A 20,888-nucleotide genomic window follows, 5' to 3' on the forward strand; every position below is an offset into this window, starting at 1 on the left:
AGTGGAACGTCCAACCTCGACCTATCATCCGCTTCCGCGCTTCTGCAGCGAGGTCATGGTCAGAAAGAAAGGGTCAGTATGTCCGCTCGACGCCGAACTCCAGCGGGGGCAGCGCAGCTCGACGACGGACCAGGTCCTGGGCGTGGGCTGCCAGCCGCCGGTCTTCGTCTGAACGCAACACCAGTTGCGGAACCTTGGCGGCGTGGCCCGCGTCGTCCCGGGTGACGAAGACGGTCATGCACTGGGTGGTGTCCCGCCAGTCGCCACCGCGCGGATCGCGTGCCCGAACATGGACGGCGATGTGCATGGAGTGCGGTCCGGTGTGGATCATCCGTGCGGAGAGTTCCACCAGATCCCCGATGTGGACCGGGTTCAGGAAGTGAATGCCGCCGGAGTAGACCGCCACGGCGTCGGCGCCGCACCAGCCCATGGCGCAGGCCCTGGCCACCTCGTCGATCCAGCGCATCACGATCCCGCCGTGGGCGTGGCCGCCCCAGTTCACGTCCGTGGGGGCGGCGAGGAAACGAAAGCTTTCGGAGGGCGTCGTCCCCGCATCCGTGTAGGCCTGGGCGCTCATTACCTCGCGGATCTCGCGCCGGGCCTCCAGCCGGCCGGCGACCCCGCGGGCAAGCCGCTCCGACGCGTCGTCGGTCGGCGCCCACGCCGGAACGGGCCGGGGCCGCCGCTGCTCGTCCACCGCGACGAACACCAGGATGCAGTCCATGGCCGGCCGGAACTGCCGCGAGCGCACATCCGCGGCGTCGACGGTGACGACCACCTGCATGCTGGAACGGCCGGTGTGCGCGATGCGGGCGCTGACCTCGATCAGGTCGCCGTTGCGGATGGGTCGGGTGAAGTGCACATTGCCGACGTACGCGGTGACGCAGTAACCGCCCGAGTACCCGACGGCGCACACGTACCCGGCCTTGTCGATCCATTCCAGGACCCTCCCGGCCTGCACCGTGGTCCCGTCGGCCGCGACGTCGGTGGGCGCGGCGAGGAAGCGCAGCGTGATCGAATCTTCCATGGCGCCCATCGTAGCTGCGCGTGCAGGTGGCAGCCGATGCCGGCTTGCGCGGCATGGGAGGCTCTGAGGGACAGGGGCTGGGCTGCAGAGGGACAGAAACAGAAACGTCCGCTCCCCGGAGACCGGGAAGCGGACGTTTCTGTGAAGCTGGCAGCCGGCTCCGCTAGCGCGAGCCGGTCAGGGCGTCCTCGCGGCCTTCGAGCGCCGCCTTCTCCTCGGCGACCTTGGCGTCGTGGGCGGCGCGGATGGCGGTGTGCTCCGGGTTGCGGCGCAGCAGCAGGTAGCCGATGCCGAGCGCGACGAACCAGACCGGGGTGAACAGCAGCGCCGTCAACGTGTCCGGCTGGGTGGTCAGCGCCCACAGGATGAAGGCGAAGAAGGCCATGACCACGTAGGGCATGAACGAGCCGCCCGGCATCTTGAACTTGCTGGCCTCGTGCAGCTGCGGCCGGCGGCGGCGGTACACGATGTAGCTCACCAGGATGATGGTCCAGACGAACATGAAGCAGAGCGCCGAGACCGTGGTGACCATGGTGAACGCCTCGGACACGCTGCCCTCCGCGTAGAGCAGGACCACGCCGGCGAGCAGGAACATGCAGGAGAACAGCAGCGCGCTGCGTGGCACACCGCGGCTGGAGAGCTTGCCGAAGCGCTTCGGAGCATCGCCCTCCAGCGAGAGACCGTAGATCATGCGCGACGTCGAGTAGATTCCCGAGTTCGCCGACGACGTCGCCGAGGTGAGCACCACGAAGTTCACGACGCCGGCCGCGCCGACGAGGCCGGCGAGGGCGAACATGCCCACAAACGGGGATTCGTCGGCGTTGAAATTGGTCCACGGCTGGACGGCCATGAGGATGATGAGGGCGCCCACGTAGAAAATCAGGATGCGGATCGGAATGGAGTTCACCGCCCGCGGCAGGTTCTTCTCCGGGTCCTTGGTCTCGGCGGCGGTAGTGCCGACCAGTTCGATCCCGACGAACGCGAACACGGCGATCTGGAAGCCGGCCACGAAGCCCATGAAGCCGGTGGGGAACATTCCGCCGTGCTCCCACAGGTTCCCGAAGGAGGCGCGGGCGCCGTCGTGCTCGAAGCCGGTGATGATCATGACCAGCCCGACGACGATCAGGGCCATGATGGCGACGATCTTGATCAGCGCGAACCAGAATTCGGTTTCACCGAAGGCCCGCACGGTGGGCAGGTTCAGCGCGAGCAGCAGCAGGATGCAGGCGAGCGCCGGGATCCACAGCGGCAGGTCCGGCCACCAGAACGCCACGTAATGGGCGATCGCGACGACGTCGGCGATGCCGGTGACCACCCAGCAGAACCAATACGTCCAGCCGGTGAAGAACGCCGCCCACGGTCCCAGGATGTCGCCGGCGAAGTCGCCGAAGTTCTTGTACTCGGTGTTGCTCAGCAGCAGCTCGCCCATCGCCCGCATGACGAAGAAGAGCATGAAGCCGATGATCATGTACACGAAGATGACCGAGGGGCCGGCGACGGAAATCGTCTTGCCCGAGCCCATGAAGAGCCCGGTACCGATCGCGCCGCCGATGGCAATCAACTGGATGTGGCGGTTGGACAAGGACCGCTGGAGGTGCGGCTCGTTGGTGGTGCTGGCGGTGCTCATGTGTTCCTTAGGGTGGGACTGCTCATCTGCGGAAGTTTCCGTTGGACGGCCGGGCAATGGCTCCATCGCCATCCGATCAGGCCGCTTGCAGGCTCCCCTCGCCCGTAAGGGCTGGCTGGTGAGCTACGCCACGAAAACCTATCCGGCGCGCCTCCCGCGGGTCAAATCGAGCACAACGTAATGCGGGTTCTCTCTGACGAAGGCATTCCAGTCCGGCCGGGTTCACCAGGCCGAGGCGAGAATCAGCGACTGCTGACCCAGCGAGCAGGTCAAGGTCAGGGCGGTGCCCGGCCGCTCCCCGGAATCCGGAGTGCGGTAAACGGTCAGCGTGAGCGGGCTGGCATCGATGGTGGTGACGCTGCCCTCGGTGGCGGGCACCGCCGTCGTCGTGGTGGGGACGATGCCGCCGGGACCGCCGCTGCCGCGCACCGGGAGGGCGCCGGTTGCCGGCTCGAGCTTCCCGTCCACGTCGCGGAACACCTCCGCGCCCGAACCGCCCCGAATGATGACCGTGGCCAGCGCGACGGCATAGACCGGGTCGGCGCAGGCGTCGTAGATCCAGCGGTCGCCGAGCACCGAGTGTTCCATGGTCCCGGCCAGGAACTGCTCGGCGCCGGTCAGGGGCGCGCCGCGGTACGTCAACGGAACGTGCAGCACCGGTCCGTCGCCGGCCCGGACCAGGTGGGTTTCCATGCCGACTTCCCCGTCCGGATCGTCGAAGCGGAAGGCGCCAAGGTGTTCCAGCTCGGCGGCGTCTGCCCCGAGTTCCTGGAACCACGGCTGCCCCGGCAACCAGGCGGCCAGTAGCTCGAGCTTGGTGGGTTTCAGCACTGCGTCGTAGATGATGGCCATGTTCGTAGCCTACGACGCCGGGGCGTCGCCCGGGTGGTGCCACCGTTGGCGAGCAGGACGAAGGCCGGGTGCGGCTCCCGTAGCAGGAGCCACACCCGGCCTTTAACCTTTCGGAACTAGGAGGCGGTGACCTGCCAGAGGTGATCGTCAGGATCGGCGAAGACGGCCGAGTAACCCCACGGCTGCCGGCCAGGTTCCATGACGACTTTCGCCCCGGCCTGGCGGGCCGCGTCGATTGTCGCGTCCACCTCCTCCGGCGAGGTGACCGGCAGGCCCAACAGGCATTCCGTCTGGTCGCCGGCGGCCATCGGCCGGTTGGCGGTGACCCAGCCGAAGCCTCCGTGCGGAACAAACATCAGCCGCAGGCCGGCGTTCACCTCGAACTGCAGGGGCTCCGGGATGCCGTCGTCGGCGGGTTCACCGACGGCAGTCAGGCCGAGTGCCCGGTAGAAATCGAACGATGTGCGGCGGTCCGCCGTCGGCAAAGCCAGGACGGCGGGCTGGCCGGATGGCACGAGTGACACGGGTGCTCCTTCCGCTCGTGGAATGCCCGGGCTCAGACGGACGCGGGTTCGGCGAGGATGGCGTCGATCTGGCCCATGGCTCCCTGCATGCCCTCGACCATCCCCATCTCGAGCATCTTCTCCAGCTGCTCCGCGGACTCGAACCTGGACTCGGTGGTCATCCGGGTGCGGCCGTTGATGGATTCCAGCGTCACGGTGGCGTAGGTGGTGCCCATGTCCGCCACCGGCTCGCCGTCGTCGTTGGCAAACCCGTCCTCGAAGGTCAGCCGGTGCGGAGCCTCGATCGCGGTGATTTTCCACCAGCCGCCGGCCGTCTCGCCGTCCGGCCCGGTCATGTAGTAGCTGGCCCTACCGCCGGGAGTGAACTCGTGCTTGTCGAAAGTGGCGGGCCACTCCGGCGGTCCCCACCAGCGTTCCAACTGGCGCGGATCTGCCCAGAGCTGCCAAACGCGCTCGACGGGTGCGTCGAACTCGGCCACGATGGTGAACTTCAGGCCCTCGACGTCCTGCTTGGTGTCGGTAATCGGCATGACGGTGTCCTTCCTATCCCTTGGCGAGAATGTCCTGGATCCGGTCAACGCGTTGGCGCCAGAGCATCTCGTATTCGTCGAGCAGGCGACGCGCTCTCCGCACTCCTTCAGGATGAGGCCGCACGATCTGCTCCCTTCCGCGCTTCTCCTTAACCACCAGGGAAGCCCGTTCCAAAACCGCGACGTGTTTCTGTACCGCGGCGAAACTCATCCTGTACCCCGCCGCCAGACCCGACACCGAGAACTCGCCGGTGAGCACCCTCGCGACGATGTCGCGGCGGGTAGCGTCGGCGAGCGCCTGGAAGAGGCGGTCCAACTCGAGGTCACTGACTTGATCTACAACCATTTGGTTGCAGGTTAGTCCTGGTCGGACATAGGGTCAAGGGTTTGGCGTAAATTCTCTCGCGGACGTCGGAGCACGGCTCGCCGAGTCCGGCTCAACGCCCGACTCGGCGAGCCCACCGCGGACTGGAGCAGCCTCTCCCCTATGCAGCTTCAGGTCCCCGGCTGCCCTGCCGCTTCAGGCGCGGGTGCTTCGGCTGTCGTCGCGGATCTGTCCGACGAGCTCTTCCAGCATGTCCTCGAGCGTCACAATGCCGTACGGGCGGCCGGAGCCGTCGATGGCAAGCGCCAGGTGTGCCCCTTCGCGCTGCATGCGGTGCAACGAGGAACGCAGCGCAGCGTTCAGGTTCACCTGCGGCAGGGCGCGCACCAGGCTGGCCGGCAACGGCCGGTTCCTGGCCGTGGCGTCGAGCTTGAGCAGGTCCTTGACGTGGACGTATCCGTCCAGTTCCCCTGTGGCGGACTGAACCGGGAAGCGGGAAAAGCCGTTGGCGGCAACCTGTTCGATCTGCTCCGGGGTGCATCCGGACGGCAGGGTGGTGACCTTGCTGAGCGGGATCACGATGCTCTCGACCGACCGTTCTTCGAACGTCAGGGCGCCGAGCAGGAGCCGTTCATCCTGCTTGTCCAGCAGCCCGCCCTCGCGTGATTCCTCGACCAGGCCTGCCACCTCGTCGCGGGTGAAGGTGCTGGCGACCTCGTTCTTGGGTTCCACCTTGAACAAACGCAGAATCCCGTTGCCGATGGCATTCATGCACCACAGCAGCGGTTGCAGGATGCGTACGACGACGACGAGCACCGGGCCCAGGACAAAGGCCATCCGCTCAGGTCCGGCCAAGGCGATGTTCTTCGGCACCATCTCGGCGAGGACCACATGCAGGAACGTCACGACGCTCAAGGCAATGGCGTAGGCGATCGGGTCGATCAAGGCGGCCGGGACTCCCCAGGCGCTGAAGGGCCCTTCGAGGGCGTAAACCACCATGGGTTTCGTGACGTAGCCCAGCGCCAGGGAGCAGACGGTGATGCCCAACTGCGCGCCGGCCATCATGAGCGAGACGTTCTCGATGGCCCACAGGGTCATTTTGGCGGCCCGTCCGCCTTGTTCTGCCCGGGGCTCGATAATGCTTCGGCGTGCGGCGATGAGGGAGAACTCGGCGCCGACGAAGAAGAAGTTCGCGGCGAGCAGGACGATGGTCAGAATGATTCCGGTGGCATCCATTTAGCGGCCCTCTTCTTCGGTTCCAAGGGGCGTGGCGGTGGCCAGGAGCTTCGAAATCCTTGCACCGTCCATCTCCTCGACGCGCAGCTCGATTTTGGCTGCCGGGTGGCCATGGGACTGCTCCGTCGCCAACTCGACGGTGTCTCCGGCCTCGGCGATACGGCCCAGGTGGAGGGTAAACAGGCCGGCGATGGTGTCGTACTCGGTGCCGTCCGGAATGGCGTGACCCAAGATCTCTGTCGCCTCATCGGGGCGCAGCGCGCCGTCGAGACGCCACACACCGAAGGGCAGCCGTTCACTACTGCCGTCGTCGGGGTCGTGTTCGTCCAAGACTTCACCCACGAGCTCCTCGACGAGGTCCTCCAAGGTGATCAAACCAGCGACGTCACCGGTCTCATCGATCAAAATTGCCATCTGGAGGCCGCCGGCCCGCAGCGTGTCCATCAGGTCGTCGAGTTCAACGGTGTCCGGGATCAGCGTAGGGGCATCCATGATCTCGGTGACGGTGCGGCGGCCGCGGTCGGGAAAGGGCACGGCCAGGCCGCGCCGGATATGCACGATACCCAGCACCTCATGGGAACCGGGCTCCATGACGGGGAAGCGTGAGTGGCCGCTGGCAGCGGCGATGTCGAGCATCTCCTGAACGCTCTGATCGGGGGCGACAGAAACTATCCGCGTTCGGGTAGTCATGGCGTCGTGGCCACGGCGGGCCCCGAACGCGAACGACCGGCGGACCAGTTCGGCGGTCTCCACCGGCAGTACACCCTGCCGGGCCGAATGGCGCACCAGAACGGTCAGCTCCTCGGCGGAACGGGCGGACGCGAGTTCTTCCTGCGGCTCAATGCCCATCGCCCGGACCAGTTTGTTGGCCGTGCCATTGAAGAAAACGAGCAGTGGCTTGGTCGCGGCGCTGAATCCGCGCTGGAAGCCTGAAACGGCGCGTGCGGTGGCCAGTGGTTTGGCGATCGCCAGGTTCTTCGGAACCAACTCGCCGAAAACCATGGTCAAGACCGTTGCCAGAACCAAGGCGATAGTGATGGAAACGGAGCGGGCTGCCGGCTCCGCCAGCCCTGCATCCATGAGCGGGCCCAATACGAGGACGGCAATCGCCGGTTCGGCGAGGAAGCCGATGCCGAGGTTGGTCAGCGTGATGCCCAATTGGGCGCCGGACAGCTGGGTGGACAGCGTGTTCATCGCCTTCAAGACACCGACGGATTTCTTGTCACCGGCGGCTGCGGCGTCCCTGACCGCGTTGCGGTTGACCGTGATCAGGGAGAACTCGGCCGCAACGAACAAGCCACAGCCAGCTATCAGGAGGAGGCCACCGAGGATCGACATTAGTTCCACTTACAAACACCCCCTGCTGCGTTTCTCGGAGTATTTTCGAGGGTCAGCAGGGGGCATGGACTATGCCCCGGACTGTCACCGGGAGTGGACATCAGATCCTCTCAAGATCAAAGACAGAAAAAGTCCGCGACCTGACGTCGTGGACAGCATAATTCTGCCATTGCCGACCCGTCCACTGCAAAAGGACCGCACCCTGCCGACCGTGGAAGCGGGGTGCGGGTGGAACCGGGGGTGGCCCACGGAGGTTGCGGGCCGGGCGTAGAATTGATTGGCCGCATTTTCTGACCGGCCGTCTCCCTCCAGCAAGGTAGTTTCTCCGATGCCGCAATTCGCGTCCGCGCTCGCGCGTGGCCTGACTGTCCGCCACATCCGCTTCATGGCCCTCGGCTCCGCGATTGGCACCGGGCTGTTCTACGGCTCCGCCGCCGCGATCCAGGCCGCCGGCCCGGCCGTGCTGCTGGCCTACGCCGTCGGCGGGGCCGCGGTCTTCCTGGTCATGCGGGCGCTGGGCGAGATGGCCGTGCGGCACCCGGTCTCCGGATCGTTCGGCCAGTACGCCAGCCGCTACCTGGGGCCGTTCGCCGGCTTCATCACCGGCTGGACGTTCGCGTTCGAGATGGCCATTGTGGCGATCGCAGACGTGACGGCGTTCGGCATCTACATGGGCTTCTGGTTCCCCGAGGTGCCGCGCTGGATCTGGATCCTCGCCGTCGTGTTCTTCATCGCCGCCCTCAACCTGGTCAGGGTCAGGGTGTTCGGCGAGACCGAGTTCTGGCTGTCGCTGGTCAAGGTCGCGGCGATCATCGCGATGATTGCCGGCGGCGCCGCGATCATCATCTTCGGCTTCGGGCTGCCGGACGGCGCCAACCCGGGTCTGGAGACCATGCTGGGGTCCGGCGGCTTCTTCGCCAACGGGTTTTGGGGGCTGCTGGCCTCCTTCTCCATTGTGATGTTCGCCTTCGGCGGAATTGAGACCATCGGCATCACGGCCGGCGAGGCAAAGAACCCGAAGAAGGCGATCCCCGGCGCGATCAACACGGTGCCGGTGCGGATCCTGCTCTTCTACGTCTGCACGCTGGCTGTGCTGATGATGATCGCGCCGTGGGACCGGATCGACGGTTCCACCAGCCCCTTCGTGCAGATCTTCGACATGCTGGGCATCCCGGCGGCCGCGCACATCCTCAACGCCGTGGTGATCACCGCGGCCATTTCCGCGATCAACTCCGACACGTTCGGCGCGGGGCGGATGATGTACGGGTTGGCCGAGCAGGGCCACGCGCCGAAGGCCTTCGCGAAGATTTCCCGCCACGGGGTGCCGTGGATGACGGTGGCGACGATGGCCGCGGTGCTGCTGGCCGGCGTCGTGCTCAATGCGCTCCTGCCGGAGTCCCTGTTCCTGATTGTTGCGTCGATCGCGACCTTCGCCACCGTGTGGGTCTGGCTGATGATCCTGCTCTCGCACATCGCGATGAAGCGGGAGATTGCCCGGAAGGGGCTGCCGGCGTCGGAATTCCCGGTGCCGTTCTGGCCCGTCGCGTCCTACCTGGCGCTGGGCTTCATGGTGTTCATCGTGGTGCTGCTGGGCATCATGCCGGACACCCGGGTGGCGCTGCTGGTGGGCTGTGCGTGGATCGCCCTGCTGTTCGTGGCCTACCGCTTCGGCATCAAGGGCGCCGGGCGGCGCCGCGCGGAGCTGGTGGACGAGACCGGCGTGGACGTGGCCGCGGAACCGTCGCGGACGCCGGCGGAGCAGTAGCTCAGGCCCCGATGACCAGGGAGCGAGGGGCGGCCTGCTCGGGGAACAGGTAGGCGCTGATGGCGTGCGCGATCTTGCGTCCGCCCTGGACGGAGGGTTCGATCGGATTCGCGTAGTCGTCGTCTTCGGGACAGATGAGCCTCAGGTCCACCAGCGCCAGCCCCCGGGCGAAGACGGCCCGGGTGATGTGGTCGTTGAACAGGGCGGCGGCCGCCCTGATGATCCGCTGGTCGGGGCCTGAGGGCGGGGTGTCGTAGATGGTGCAGGCTGCCGTCGGCAGGCCGGTGGCCGCCACCGCATCTAGCATCCCGGCATAACCAGCGCCGAACTTGTCCTGGGCATCGGCGAACATGGCCAGGGCCTCGGCCGCCCACACGGCCGGTTCATTGAGCAGGTAGGCGAATCCCAGGGCGTCGTTCCCGCCGACGCTGATCACCAGGTGCGTGGCGTCCCGCGGGAGGGAGCGGAGCTGGCCGGCGACCCCGCTGATGACGGCGCCGTCGAGAGCCAGGAGCGTGGCCTGCCACCCGCGCGGCAGCAGCCCCCGAAGCTGCGTCACGACGTCGGGGCCCCCGGCAACATAGGCAGCGTTGTCGAACACCGAATCGCCGAGCAGCACCACGTGGCCGGTGCCGCCTGGTGCGTCAGATGCCATGTCGCCCTCCTGATCCAGAGTCGGTGGGCAGGTATTTGGCCGGCGAGCAGGCACTCGGCCGGTGAGCACACTTTATCCCCCGTCCGGCCTCAGCCGAAGGGCCGCATCTCCTTCCGCTCCCGGGATCAGCCGCGAGCTGGACCGGCGGAATAGCCGGCCCGCACTCTTTGTTGACGTGTCCATGAAGATTGAGATCTGGTCCGACATTGCCTGCCCCTGGTGCTTCATCGGCAAGCGCCGCTTCGAGACGGCCCTGGAGGGCTTCGAACACAAGGACCAGATCGACGTCGAATGGCGCAGCTACCAGCTGGACCCCACGCTGCCGGAGCACTATGACGGCACCGAGACCGACTACTTGTCCCGGATCAAGGGCATGCCCCAGGACCAGGTCAAGCAGATGTTCGGCCACGTCACGGCGCAGGCCGCCGGCGAGGGCCTGAACTACGACTTCGACTCCGTGGTGGTTGCCAACAGCTTCACCGCCCACCGCTTCCTGCACCTGGCCAAGGAGCACGGCGTGATGGACGGGGCCAAGGAAGCCCTGCTGTCCGGCCATTTCGAGCAGGGCAAAGACATTGGCGACGCCGAGTACCTGGTGGGCATCGGCGTCGAACTGGGTCTTCCCGCAGCGGAGATCCGCGAAACCCTGGCGGGCGACCGCTTTGCCGCGGAGGTCCGCGCCGACATCGCCGAGGCGCGCGAGCTCGGCGTGAACGGGGTGCCGTTCTTCGTGCTGGACCGCAAGTACGGGATCTCCGGGGCGCAGCCCGCCGAGGCGTTCGCGCAGGCGATCCGGCAGGCGTGGAACGAGCGCAGCCCGTTGACCGTGCTGCCGCAGTCGAAGACCGACGACGGCGCGGTGTGCGGTCCCGACGGCTGCAACTGACCTGACCGACCGGAACCGGCGGGCTGCCTTCCTGAGCGGCCCGCCGGTTTTCTTGTGTGCTGTGAGGGACGGTTGCCGGGCTCCCGAAACGATACGTTGCTGAAGGGTGCACCGGGGCCCACGCTTGGAGTTCCCCGTGTCGAAGCTCATATCGCTGCCCACCAGCGTGAAACAGGGACCCGCAGTAGAGTGAAAAGGCTTGGCACCTCGTCGCCGAGGATTCTGCCACGGACCCTTTTGCATCGCCTGGCGGCACACCGCCGTCCCGCGATGGTCCGCTCCCCTTAACTGTGGCGACCGCGTCCCCTGGACGACCGCGGCGAAGCACCCCTGGCTGCGCACTGCGGTTCCATCCGCGTGCGCAGGTGCATGTACTGGCAATGGCTGGCCGAGGCTTCGGCCCGATTGAGAGAGGACTGATAGCGGGATGGATCAGCAACCGACGAGGCTGTGGACCAAGAACTTCATTCTGGCCATCGTCGTCAACCTGTTCATCTCCCTGGTCTTCTACATGCTGATGACCACCATGGCGCTCTACGCCGTGGACCGGTTCCAGGCCTCCGACACCGCCGCCGGTTTCACGTCCAGCGCGTTCGTGCTCGGTTCGGTCATCGCGCGGATCTTCGCCGGCCGGTTGCTGGACGTCGTGGGCCGCCGGAAGATGATCCTGGTGACCATGGCCGTGTTCGTGGCCGCCTCGCTGCTGTACATTCCCACGGGTTCACTGGCCTGGCTGCTGGTGCTCCGCATCGTGCACGGCATGGCCTTCGGTGCGGGCACCACCGCGGTGGCGGCCTCGGCCCAGACCCTCATCCCCCACACCCGGCGTGGCGAGGGAACCGGGTATTTTGGCCTGTCCACCACGCTCTCGACGGCGGTGGGCCCGTTCGTGGGCGTGCTGCTGGCGGGGCTGGGCAACTACGACGCCATGTTCTACTTCTGCGCCGCCGCCTCCGTGGTTGCCCTGGTGGTGGCCCTGTTCCTGCGAGTGCCGGAGTTGCCCGCGGCGAAGCGGTCCGGCCGGTTCCGGATGAGCCTGAGCGACATTTTCGAGACGGCGGCCCTACCCATTTCCTGCATCATCCTGCTGGCCGGGGCCTCCTACTCCGGCATCCTGATCTTCCTGACCTCCTACGCCGAGTCGCGGGGCTCCACCGCCGCGGCCAGCGTCTTCTTCCTGGTCTACGCCGGGGCGGTGCTGGTCTCCCGCCTGTTCGCCGGCCGGATCCAGGACCGCCGCGGCGACAACAGCGTCATGTACCCCACCCTGATTTCCTTCGTGCTGGGGTTGGCGCTGCTGATCCCGGACCCCACCCTCCTGACCATCATCGGCTCGGCGATCTTCAGCGGCATCGGCTTCGGCACCGTCATGTCCGGCGCGCAGGCGATTGCCGTGAAGGTGTCGCCGTCCATACGCATCGGCACGGCCACCTCCACCTTCTTCCTGATGCTCGACGTCGGCTCCGGGCTCGGACCCATCATCCTGGGCACGCTGGTTCCGGTTCTCGACTACCCGGGCATGTACGCCCTGCTGGCCGGGGTGATGGTGCTGACCACCGTGCTCTACTACTTCGTGCACGGCCGCCGGAAGGGTGCCACCGGCGCCGTCGGCGCCTAAACGACCCGTCGCGGCGGTGAGGCGGGCACCCAGGCCAGGCACCGCCGTCGTGCGTGAAGCGCTACTCCTGCTCCGCCGGTTCGCTGGCGTCGGGCGACAGCCGCGGGCAGCTCAGCGTCCCCGGTGTCTGGTCCACCCGGTTGGCCGGCACGAGTTCCTTGTAGCCGGCGCCCACCACCACGTCCACGCTGTCGTCGGTGCGGTCATCGGCCACATATTCCGAGTCAGGGATGTTCCGCTGCAGATTGAAGGCGTTGGCTTCGCCGGCCTTGCCCGACACGACGACGGCGCTCATACCGTAGACGCTCAAGGTTTTGTTGCCGACGGAGCCGATGTCGTAGCCGCGGTCGGACAACGCGGCGGCCACCTTGCTGCCAAGGCCCTCCAGCTGAGTGCCGTTGTAGACGTTGAGCCGGAACGAACCGTTGTCCGGGTAGTCGTAGGTGCCGGTGGGGCAGGTGACCGGTTCCGGGGGCGGCGGCGGACCCCAGCCGGGGACCTTCAGGTCGCCGCGGGCGACGGCCAGGGCCGCGAGCACCGCGGCGATGACCAGGCCGACCAGCAGCACCAACACCACCCCGTGCAGGATCCGCCGGTAGTAGACGTGCGGTCTCTCCACATTGCCGTCGTCAACGAAGACGCGGTCCAGATCCTCTTCGGTGATGACGCGCTGGCCCTGCCAGCTCAGTATCTGCTTGGGCTTGCGTCGGGGTGGCGGCGGAACGCTGGGTTCAGTCATCGACCACCAGGACCCGGGCATGCAGCACGGCCCTCTGGTGGAGCGCCGTGCGGACCGCGCGGTGCAGTCCGTCTTCCAAATAAAGGTTCCCCTGCCACTGCACCACGTGCGGGAACAGGTCCCCGAAGAACGTGGAGTCCTCGGCCAGCAGGGCATCGAGGTTAAGCGTTGACTTGGTGGTGATCAGCTCGTCCAGGCGCACTTGGCGCGGCGGCACCTCGGCCCAGTCCTTAGGGCTGACGTGGCCATGTTCGGGGTAGGGGCGGCTATCGCCCACGGCTTTGAAGATCACCAACCCAGCCTAAGGAAGTCGGCCCGCGAAGGAAACGTGCGTCCCAGCGTGCCGCGGACCCGTAGCCAAAAGGTTACGGACCGCGTGCTGCACGTGTTGGGGTGTCTGGCGCCTCCACGCGGGTCAGGCCGCGGTGATGGGCACTTCGCGGACGCCCACGGTCTCGGCGGTGATCCAGTCCTCCCACTCGACCCGCAGCCGGTACTCCCCCCGCTCCGGCGGATGCAGCATCACGTCGTACCGCTCGGCCGCCCCGAAGGCCAGCACGTCGGTCATGAGCGGGTATCCGGACTCCCGACAGGTCGGTGACGGCGCACCGGGGACGGAGGTGTCACGGAACGGCCGGCCGTCGTGGGCGATGAGCTCGGCCATCCGCACGGGCTCCCCGTCCACGGTCGTGAAGTACATGCGGTTGGGCAGGTAATTGGCGTTCAGGATGCGCAGCAGCGTTGGCTTCTTCTCACCGCCGGCCACGTTGGCCCGCAGCGCCGACAGGCTCCACACCCGGTTGTCGCCGGAGCGCCGGCGGATCAGCTCGCCGCCCATCAGGTAGAAGTGCCTGGGCTCGTACCGGTTCAGCCCCACGTCTTCCCCGGACAGCCCGGCCGCGTGGTGCATCTCGTGCCAGCGCGGATCCACCGAGTACGGAATCAGCATGGACTCGGTGTCGATGTCGTACTCCGGCCCGTCCACGAACGCCCGCCGCGCCCCCGGCGTCACCGGATAGTCGGGGTGCACCACCGGATCCACGATCACGGGGCCGAACATCCCCATCTGCGCGTGCAGCACGGTGTTGACGTGGCAGTGGTAGAAGTAGGTGCCGGCCGCGCCGTAGTTGGGATCTCCGGGCCGGCCCGGTTCCGGCGCCCACTGGTACGTGTACGTGCCGCCGATCTCGAATGAGGTGTGGCCGACGCCGTCGTTGCGCGGGTCAGGTTCCAGCCCGTGCCAGTGGATGGTGTGCGGCCCCATAGAGGGATGCACGGTGGCGTGGAAAATCTGCCCCTCCAACGGCCGGATCAACGGGCCGGGAAAGCCGCGGCCCGACTCCCTCGAGTCAAAGCTCCACATCTCAAACTGCGCGCCGTCGTCGAACCGCAGGTCCCGGTTAAAGACCTCCAGGTAGACAGACGAATGCGGCGTCTGCCGGAACTCGGTCACCGGGCGGTCCAGATCCAACTGGTCCGAGCTGAAGTCCACCTGGCTCCGGAAGCGGTGGCGCGGGCGGTCGTCGTCGCTCGTGGGACGCGGGCTCGGCGTCGGCTGCCCGGTGGGCTGGGTCGGTTCCCCGGTGGGGGACGACGTCGGTGCCTCCGTTGGTTCGTTGGTTGGCTTCGGCGTCGGTGCGGCGGTGGGATGGCCCGTGGGCGAGGTGGTCGGTTCCAACGTGGGCGCCGCCGTCGCCGTGGGACGGGGTGTCGCCGACGGCTTCGGGTTTGCGGTCGGTTTCGGCGTCGCGCTCGGTTTCGGTTTCGGCGTCGCGCTCGGTTTCGGTTTCGGCGTCGCGGTCGGTTTCGGCGTCGCGCTGGGCGTGGACCTGGCCCCGTCTTTGCGGTTGTCCGCCGTCTTCCTGTTCCGTTGTTCGGCTTCCCGCTTCTTCCGGTCCTCCTCGCGCCGACGGGCAGCTTCGTCCTGCTTCCGCTCGGCCTCGGCCCGCTTGCGCTGCTCTTCGGCCCGTTTCGCGGCTTGGCTCTCGGCGCGCAAGGGGACTCTCGGGTTGCTCATCATCCCTCCCCGGGAATCGGTGCCTTCAGGTTCCAGTGCGCCACCAGCCCGCCCGGATACATGCCGCCGGCGGCGGTTTGCGAGGGCTCGGCGTGGCAGTGCATCGGGTACTCCCAGTCGGTGGTCCGGGCGAACCAGACCGGATCCAGGGCATCCGGCGGCCGCTTGACCGGCATGATGCAGTCCTTGCGGTCCATCGGCTGCAGCTCCACCACGTCCTCCCACTGCTGCAGCACCACGTGGCCCTGCTGGTCCACGTACCCGTCGCGCCGCGGCCAGTGGTAGTTGTTCCGCCGCACGGTCCACAGGTGGTTGCCGTGGAAGTGGATCTGGTGGTACACGATTCCGGGGTTGATCAGCCGCACCAACTGGCCGCCGCGGAGGGTGCCGGCGGCGGTGCCTTCGCCGAACTGGCGCACATCGAGCTGGCGCGGATACCCGGAGACCAGGGTTTCCTCGTCGCTGGCCAGGTTGAGCGCCTCGTTCCGGGTCATCGCCAGCGACTCGTAGCCGCTGCGCCCGTTAAGCGTGAAGTACCGCGGTACCGCCTTGGTCTGCAGCGGGTCAACGGTGCCGCCGGCGGCCTCGATGGCAGCCCAGTTCGACTCCACCGCGTGGCAGATCCAAACCCACTGCCGTTCGAAGCTGGCCCTGCCGGGCGTGATGTCCCACTGGCGCACGGGATCCATCACCACGAGCGCGCCGAAGAGCCCGAGGGTCCGCTCAACCGGCGCGTTGGTCGGATCGCTGTAAATGTACGAGCCGGCCGGCGGGCAGGGCAGCTCCAGCAGTGCGCTCCCACCCGGCGCAATCGGACCGGTCCGGGCGTCCGCGTGGCCTGGTCCGACGTCGTGCAGGACAAACTCATGGTCCTTGGCCAGCCGATTGTGCACCCGGAAGCGCAGCGTCGAACCGACCTCGGCGATGATGCTGCGCGCGGGGAAGTAGCTGGCCCAGTGGTTGCGGCGGATGAAGTACTGCCCGGGGTTCGCCGGGTCCGGGCCGTATGGCTGCGGGGTGCCGCGCGGCGGCAGCGCCGCGCCCAGCGGATAGCTCCGCGACTCCACCAGCCGCCCGTCGGCGGTGAACACCTTGGGCGTCACGGCCAGGCTCGGCGAGGCGTCCCGCAGGCCTGTGGGGCGGTCGCCGAAACCGCGGTGGTAGACCAGCGAGTCATCCACCATCTTCAGGTAGCCCTCGTTGATGTACAGGTCCAGCACGCCTGGGATGGGCACGACGGCGGAGCGCCGGGTTGGGGCGCGCCGCACACCTGCCAGCGGCGCAGCGGCGGCGGCTGCCGGCGCCGGTGCCGCGGCGGCACTCGCGGCCTGCGCCGCAGCGGCGGCATTGCCCGTCCCGCCGAGGGCAAGCGCGCCGAGTCCGGCTGCTGCCCCGTATTTCAGGAAATCCCAGCGCCCGACGCCGGATTTCCCGGCACCGATCTGGCCCAAGGTGTCCTCGCCCACGCTGTTCGGACTCACGCTGTCCCGGCCCGCGCTGTCCTGGCCCACGCTGTCTTGGCCCAAGGCGCCGCGGTCCGGCTCCGGCACGTGCTCAGTCATGATGGCCGCCCTCGTTCAGCCACCCGGGCCTAATCGCCACCCGCGGCAGGCCAAGCTGCAACGGCGCCGCATGCAGCCACGGATCCGTGAACTCCGCGGAGAAGCGCTGCGCGTCCGCCGGCACCAGAAAGCTGATCCAGAAGCGCTCGGCGCTGACGGGCGCCAGCGCCACGGCGTCCCCCGAGTCCCGGTTGGTCACCGTCGGGCCGCCGTCGCCGACCCTCAGCCGCAGCTGTCCAGGGGCGAACAGCACCTCGTCCTCCGAGGCGTTCTGCACCTCCAGCTCCACCAGCAGGTGGTCGCCCCACGTCATGTTTGCCGGCTGCGGGGCCGCCGCCACGATGGCACCGTGGCCGGCGTGCCCGAATCCACCCGGGTCAGTGCCCCGACCCGAAGCAGCGCCGGCCGCTGCCGGCCGCGCCGCAGCGGAGGACTCCGCGCCCGTGGCGGGAACACCGCCGTCGTACGCCATCCGATGCTGGCGCTCCGCGGACACCAGTCGCACGCTCCCGAAGGACGTTTCCGCGCCTCCCGAACCCAGGTTGCCCGCCCGCAGGTGGCTGGCCGTGAGCAGGCCTGCACCCCCCGCCACGCCCGCGACGCCGGCTCCAACAAGTACCCCAAAAACACGGCGCGAAAGGCCGGACGGCAGGCTCGCGCTGCTGTCCGGCCCCGGCACGACCGCGCTATCCCCATAGAGCGTCGTCATTGCTTTACCGCTTCCCGTCCCCCATGCCTGTAGGCACTCATCCTTGCCGCGCGGGCTTGGGAAAAACTGGTGGGATGCAAACGGCCCTGCCGCCCCGTCATACTGGGACCATGAGCCTCACAGCCGGTCTCCCTGCCCGCCCGGACCAGCCGCCCATCGGACTGCTGCTGGACGTCGACGGCCCGGTTTCCTCGCCGGTGACCCGCACGGTGCCCTCGGAGATCATCCACTCGCTGCTGGTGATGGCCAAACGCGGCTGGCCGATTGTGTTCAACACCGGACGGTCGGACCTGTTCATCCGGGAGCAGGTGATGGAGCCGATGCTGGCCGCCGGGATGCCGCCGGGGGTGCGCTGCTATGCGGTGTGCGAAAAGGGCGCCGTCTGGTTCAGCTTCACCGCGGCCGGCCCAGGCACCGTCCACGTGGACCATTCGCTGGCCCCGCCGCAGGAGTTCGCCGCCGAGGTGCGCAAGCTGGTCAGCTCCGGCTACTCCAGCCACATGTTCTTCGACGAAACCAAGCGGGCCATGGTCTCCGTGGAGCAGGTGGTGGGAACGGAAAACCGGGAGTACCGCCAGGTGCAGGAAAAGTTCGACGCCGAGGTCCTGGCTCTGATGAGCAGGTTCGGCATGGGTGCCACCCGCCTGGATCAGCACCTGCCGGACAGCGACGACCGGATTGACTACCGGGTGGACCCGAACATCATCGCCACCGACATCGAGTCGGTGCAGCTGGGCAAGGACCTGGGAGCCGAGCGGGCGCTGGAAATGCTGGCCGCGGACGGCGTGGTGCCGCACGCTTGGCGGACGATGGGCGATTCGCGCACCGACTACGCGATGTCCGACCTGCTGCACCACAACGGGCACGCGGTGCTGCACGTGGATGTCCGCCCGGACGACGGGGTCCCGCAGAAGCCGTACCCGGTGCTGACCGCGGCGCACCTGGGCTTCCCGAAGGCCGTGCACGAAGAGGCCGGCGCGGCGTTCCTGCGTACGTGGGCGGCAATCGCCCAGACGCTGTAGGGGCGTAACACGGCGAAATACGGGGCGCATTCCACGCCGATTTCGCTTGCGAGTCAAGCGAAACTTCGCGGCCGCAGCAAAACGTAACGTCCGTAACAATTGACTCCGGGCCCGGTGCTAGTCTGCCTTCCATGAACGCACTTCAGGGGAGCATTCCAGTACTCGACATGAGCACCGCCCGGTTGGCGGACGGCAGCTTCAACCCGGACTTCATCGACCAGCTGCGCGACGCCGCGCACCGCGTCGGGTTCTTCCAGATCACCGGCTACGGCGCTGCCGAGGGCCAGGTGGCGGAGCTCTTCGACGCGATCAAGCGCTTCTTTGAGCTGCCGCTGGAAGAACGGCTGAAGCTGGACAACCGAAACTCCCCGCATTTCCGCGGCTACACCCGCATGGGCACCGAGCGGACGCAGGGCCGCGCCGATGCCCGCGAGCAGCTGGACTACTCGCCCGAGAGCGAACCGGTCGCCGACTACCCCGAGGACCAGAAGTACTGGCTGCTCCGCGGCCCGAACCAGTGGCCGGATGCCGTGCAGCCGGACCTGCGCGAGAAGGCCATGGCCTGGGCCGAGCTGATGTCCACGGTGGGCCATGACCTGCTCTCGGCCATCGGCGTCGGACTGGGCCTGCCGAAAGACTACTTCGACGAACCGTTCGCCGGCACGCCGCACTGGATGGGCAAGCTGGTGCACTACGTGGGCGGCGTCGTGGAGGAAGCCGGCGACCAGGGCGTGGGCGTGCACGCCGACTACGGCTTCGTCACCCTGCTGCTGCAGGACATGGTCGGCGGGCTTGAAGTGCGGCCGCCAGAGTCCGACGAGTGGCTGCCGGTCGAGCCGATCGAGGGTGCCCTGGTCGTGAACCTGGGCGAAATGCTGGAGGTGGCCACCGACGGCTACATCACCGCCACCGTCCACCGCGTGCAGGCTCCGCCGCCCGGCGTGGACCGCTACTCCGTGCCGTTCTTCTGGTCTCCGCGCCTGGATGCCGTGATCGACCCGGTCCCGCTGCCGGACGAGCTCAAGGCCGAGTCCCGCGGCCGCACCGACGACCCGACCAACCCGATGCTCTCCAGCTTCGGCGCCAACATGCTCAAGGGCCGGCTCCGCGCCCACCCGGACGTGACCGAGAAGTACTACCCGGAGCTGCTCGCCAAGAAGTAAGCGCGCAAGCTCGGGTCGGGCTGCCGGGCTGCTTTCCGGGGGCTCGGGCCGCCGAGCCGGGCCTTCGGCTGCGTGCCTTCCGGGGCTGCAAGGCTCCGGACCCCCGGGTTTCCCGAGCTTCCGAGCCTCCGGGCTGATGTCCCCCATGGTGTGTGCGAAGTCGACTTCGCACACACCATTCTTTTGAGTGCAGGCTCTCCCCACCCCCAGTGCGCTGCCGTTCCCGCTCACCCATAATGGGCTGTGTGGGCAACATCCTGACCCGCTGGCGCGGCGAACTGCGCGGCACATTTTCCGGACAGAGCGACACGGTCCCGCAGTGGGAGCTGGATCTGGAGAACGGCGACGACGAGGGCTACTTCGCGCCCGATTCGGCCGTCTGGGCTGTCCACGGCTCGATGCCCACGCTGGTTGCCGGCATCCGTTCCCTGCTCACCCAAACGCTGCATCCCGGCGCGTTGGCCGGAGTGCACGACTTCTCCGCCTACCGCGAGGATCCGCTGGGGCGCCTGGCCAACACCATCCGGTGGATTTTCACAGTCACCTATGGGGACACCGCGGCGGCGCGCTCCGCCTGCGACCTGGTGCTGCGCCTGCATGAACGCGTCCGCGGCACCTACACCGACTCCACCGGCGGGCAGCAGCCGTACTACGCCAACGATCCCCATCTGCTGCGCTGGGTGCACCTGACCTTCACGGACGCCTTTGTCACCGCGCATCTGGCCTACGGCCGAAGGCTCCCAGGTGGTCCGGACCGCTATGTGGCCGAGTGGGCGAAGGCTGGTGAACTCATGAACGTCACGGATCCGCCCCGAACTTACGCGGAACTGCGCACCCAACTGGCCGGCTTCGCCCCGGAGCTCGCCGCGTCGCCCACTATGAAAGAGACGGTGGAATTCGTCCGGCGGCCACCACTGCCCCGCTCTCAACGGCTGGGTTACCGCATCCTGTTCGCCGCCGCCGTCGAAACGCTGCCCGAGGAGTACCGCCGCCTGCTGGGGCTGCGGCCGACCACCCCCCTGCCGCTGCGGATCCTCATCAAGCCCGCCACCCAGATCGTCCTCGGCGTCGTCCGGCTGGGCCTGAGCAAGACCGGTCCCAGCGAATCCGCCGCGCGCCGCCGCCTCGCCCGGCTCCGGCAGCAGGCCTGACGGCGCGACTCACGGGTCGCAACTGTCCATGTTTAAAACGGCCCTCGAATAAACCCGCAGGTCAGGGGCTTGTCGTTCTCCAAAACGTGGACAGTTAGGCCTAAACATGGACAAAAGCTGACTGATGTAGCCACCCCAACGC

At 67.6% G+C, this 20,888-nt stretch carries 20 protein-coding genes; 6 read left to right on the forward strand and 14 right to left on the reverse strand.

Annotation, left to right across the window (positions count from 1 at the left end):
- Positions 1–73: 73 nt before the first annotated feature.
- From AC5RV3_RS11175 to AC5RV3_RS11210, 8 genes are all read right to left on the reverse strand, one after another.
- Positions 74–1,027, reverse strand: coding sequence for an acyl-CoA thioesterase (locus AC5RV3_RS11175; protein ID WP_494122193.1), 954 nt, complete (start codon positions 1,025–1,027; stop codon positions 74–76).
- Between the two features lie 163 nt (positions 1,028–1,190).
- Positions 1,191–2,654, reverse strand: coding sequence for a D-serine/D-alanine/glycine transporter (gene cycA / locus AC5RV3_RS11180; RefSeq protein ID WP_494122194.1), 1,464 nt, complete (start codon positions 2,652–2,654; stop codon positions 1,191–1,193).
- Positions 2,655–2,876: 222 nt separating this feature from the next.
- Positions 2,877–3,506, reverse strand: coding sequence for a CG0192-related protein (locus AC5RV3_RS11185; RefSeq protein WP_494122195.1), 630 nt, complete (start codon positions 3,504–3,506; stop codon positions 2,877–2,879).
- Between the two features lie 116 nt (positions 3,507–3,622).
- Positions 3,623–4,030, reverse strand: a complete 408-nt coding sequence (locus AC5RV3_RS11190; protein WP_494122196.1) for a VOC family protein — start codon at positions 4,028–4,030, stop codon at positions 3,623–3,625.
- A gap of 32 nt (positions 4,031–4,062) precedes the next feature.
- Positions 4,063–4,560: an SRPBCC family protein gene (locus AC5RV3_RS11195; protein WP_494122197.1), complete on the reverse strand. Its 498-nt coding sequence runs from the start codon at positions 4,558–4,560 to the stop codon at positions 4,063–4,065.
- 13 nt (positions 4,561–4,573) lie between these two features.
- Positions 4,574–4,906, reverse strand: coding sequence for an ArsR/SmtB family transcription factor (locus AC5RV3_RS11200; protein ID WP_494122198.1), 333 nt, complete (start codon positions 4,904–4,906; stop codon positions 4,574–4,576).
- A gap of 174 nt (positions 4,907–5,080) precedes the next feature.
- Positions 5,081–6,121: a hemolysin family protein gene (locus AC5RV3_RS11205; protein ID WP_494122199.1), complete on the reverse strand. Its 1,041-nt coding sequence runs from the start codon at positions 6,119–6,121 to the stop codon at positions 5,081–5,083.
- Entirely contained in the window at positions 6,122–7,468 is a 1,347-nt protein-coding gene (locus AC5RV3_RS11210; RefSeq protein WP_493988613.1) for a hemolysin family protein, read from the reverse strand.
- Between the two features lie 319 nt (positions 7,469–7,787).
- Here AC5RV3_RS11210 and AC5RV3_RS11215 point away from each other — a divergent pair, with 319 nt between their 5' ends.
- Positions 7,788–9,224, forward strand: a complete 1,437-nt coding sequence (locus AC5RV3_RS11215; protein WP_494122200.1) for an amino acid permease — start codon at positions 7,788–7,790, stop codon at positions 9,222–9,224.
- Position 9,225: 1 nt separating this feature from the next.
- Here the strand turns inward: AC5RV3_RS11215 and AC5RV3_RS11220 are convergent, their stop codons facing one another.
- Positions 9,226–9,879, reverse strand: a complete 654-nt coding sequence (locus tag AC5RV3_RS11220; RefSeq protein ID WP_494122201.1) for a GDSL-type esterase/lipase family protein — start codon at positions 9,877–9,879, stop codon at positions 9,226–9,228.
- Between the two features lie 181 nt (positions 9,880–10,060).
- Here AC5RV3_RS11220 and AC5RV3_RS11225 point away from each other — a divergent pair, with 181 nt between their 5' ends.
- Together AC5RV3_RS11225 and AC5RV3_RS11230 are read left to right on the forward strand one after the other, a co-directional pair.
- Positions 10,061–10,765: a DsbA family oxidoreductase gene (locus tag AC5RV3_RS11225; protein WP_494122345.1), complete on the forward strand. Its 705-nt coding sequence runs from the start codon at positions 10,061–10,063 to the stop codon at positions 10,763–10,765.
- A 427-nt stretch (positions 10,766–11,192) separates the two neighbouring features.
- Positions 11,193–12,383, forward strand: a complete 1,191-nt coding sequence (locus tag AC5RV3_RS11230; protein WP_494122202.1) for an MFS transporter — start codon at positions 11,193–11,195, stop codon at positions 12,381–12,383.
- A gap of 61 nt (positions 12,384–12,444) precedes the next feature.
- On the opposite strand, the gene AC5RV3_RS11235 is transcribed toward AC5RV3_RS11230, so the two are convergent.
- The 5 genes from AC5RV3_RS11235 to AC5RV3_RS11255 form a co-directional block, all read right to left on the reverse strand.
- Positions 12,445–13,122 carry a LytR C-terminal domain-containing protein gene (locus tag AC5RV3_RS11235; protein WP_494122203.1) on the reverse strand — a complete coding sequence of 226 codons (678 nt, stop codon included), beginning with the start codon at positions 13,120–13,122 and terminating at the stop codon, positions 12,445–12,447.
- Positions 13,115–13,414 (reverse strand): type II toxin-antitoxin system VapB family antitoxin, encoded by a 300-nt coding sequence (locus AC5RV3_RS11240; RefSeq protein ID WP_493977152.1) that lies wholly within the window; start codon positions 13,412–13,414, stop codon positions 13,115–13,117. The genes AC5RV3_RS11235 and AC5RV3_RS11240 overlap by 8 nt, the downstream gene beginning before the upstream one ends.
- Before the next feature lie 123 nt (positions 13,415–13,537).
- Positions 13,538–15,139, reverse strand: a complete 1,602-nt coding sequence (locus AC5RV3_RS11245; protein WP_494122204.1) for a multicopper oxidase domain-containing protein — start codon at positions 15,137–15,139, stop codon at positions 13,538–13,540.
- Positions 15,139–16,701, reverse strand: coding sequence for a multicopper oxidase domain-containing protein (locus tag AC5RV3_RS11250; protein WP_494122205.1), 1,563 nt, complete (start codon positions 16,699–16,701; stop codon positions 15,139–15,141). The genes AC5RV3_RS11245 and AC5RV3_RS11250 overlap by 1 nt, the downstream gene beginning before the upstream one ends.
- Positions 16,694–17,410: a DUF4352 domain-containing protein gene (locus AC5RV3_RS11255; RefSeq protein ID WP_494122206.1), complete on the reverse strand. Its 717-nt coding sequence runs from the start codon at positions 17,408–17,410 to the stop codon at positions 16,694–16,696. Before AC5RV3_RS11255 ends, AC5RV3_RS11250 begins: the two co-directional genes overlap by 8 nt.
- Before the next feature lie 110 nt (positions 17,411–17,520).
- On the opposite strand from AC5RV3_RS11255, the gene AC5RV3_RS11260 reads away from it, so the two are divergent.
- From AC5RV3_RS11260 to AC5RV3_RS11270, 3 genes are all read left to right on the forward strand, one after another.
- The gene (locus tag AC5RV3_RS11260) at positions 17,521–18,432 is read left to right on the forward strand and encodes a hypothetical protein (protein ID WP_494122207.1); all 912 of its coding nucleotides are present in this window, start codon (positions 17,521–17,523) and stop codon (positions 18,430–18,432) included.
- A 131-nt stretch (positions 18,433–18,563) separates the two neighbouring features.
- Positions 18,564–19,595: an isopenicillin N synthase family dioxygenase gene (locus AC5RV3_RS11265; RefSeq protein WP_494122208.1), complete on the forward strand. Its 1,032-nt coding sequence runs from the start codon at positions 18,564–18,566 to the stop codon at positions 19,593–19,595.
- 236 nt (positions 19,596–19,831) lie between these two features.
- On the forward strand, positions 19,832–20,746 hold the full coding sequence (locus tag AC5RV3_RS11270) for an oxygenase MpaB family protein (RefSeq protein ID WP_494122209.1): 915 nt from the start codon (positions 19,832–19,834) through the stop codon (positions 20,744–20,746).
- The last annotated feature ends 142 nt before the right edge of the window (positions 20,747–20,888 follow it).

Source organism: Arthrobacter sp. Y3221114, from assembly GCF_059092625.1.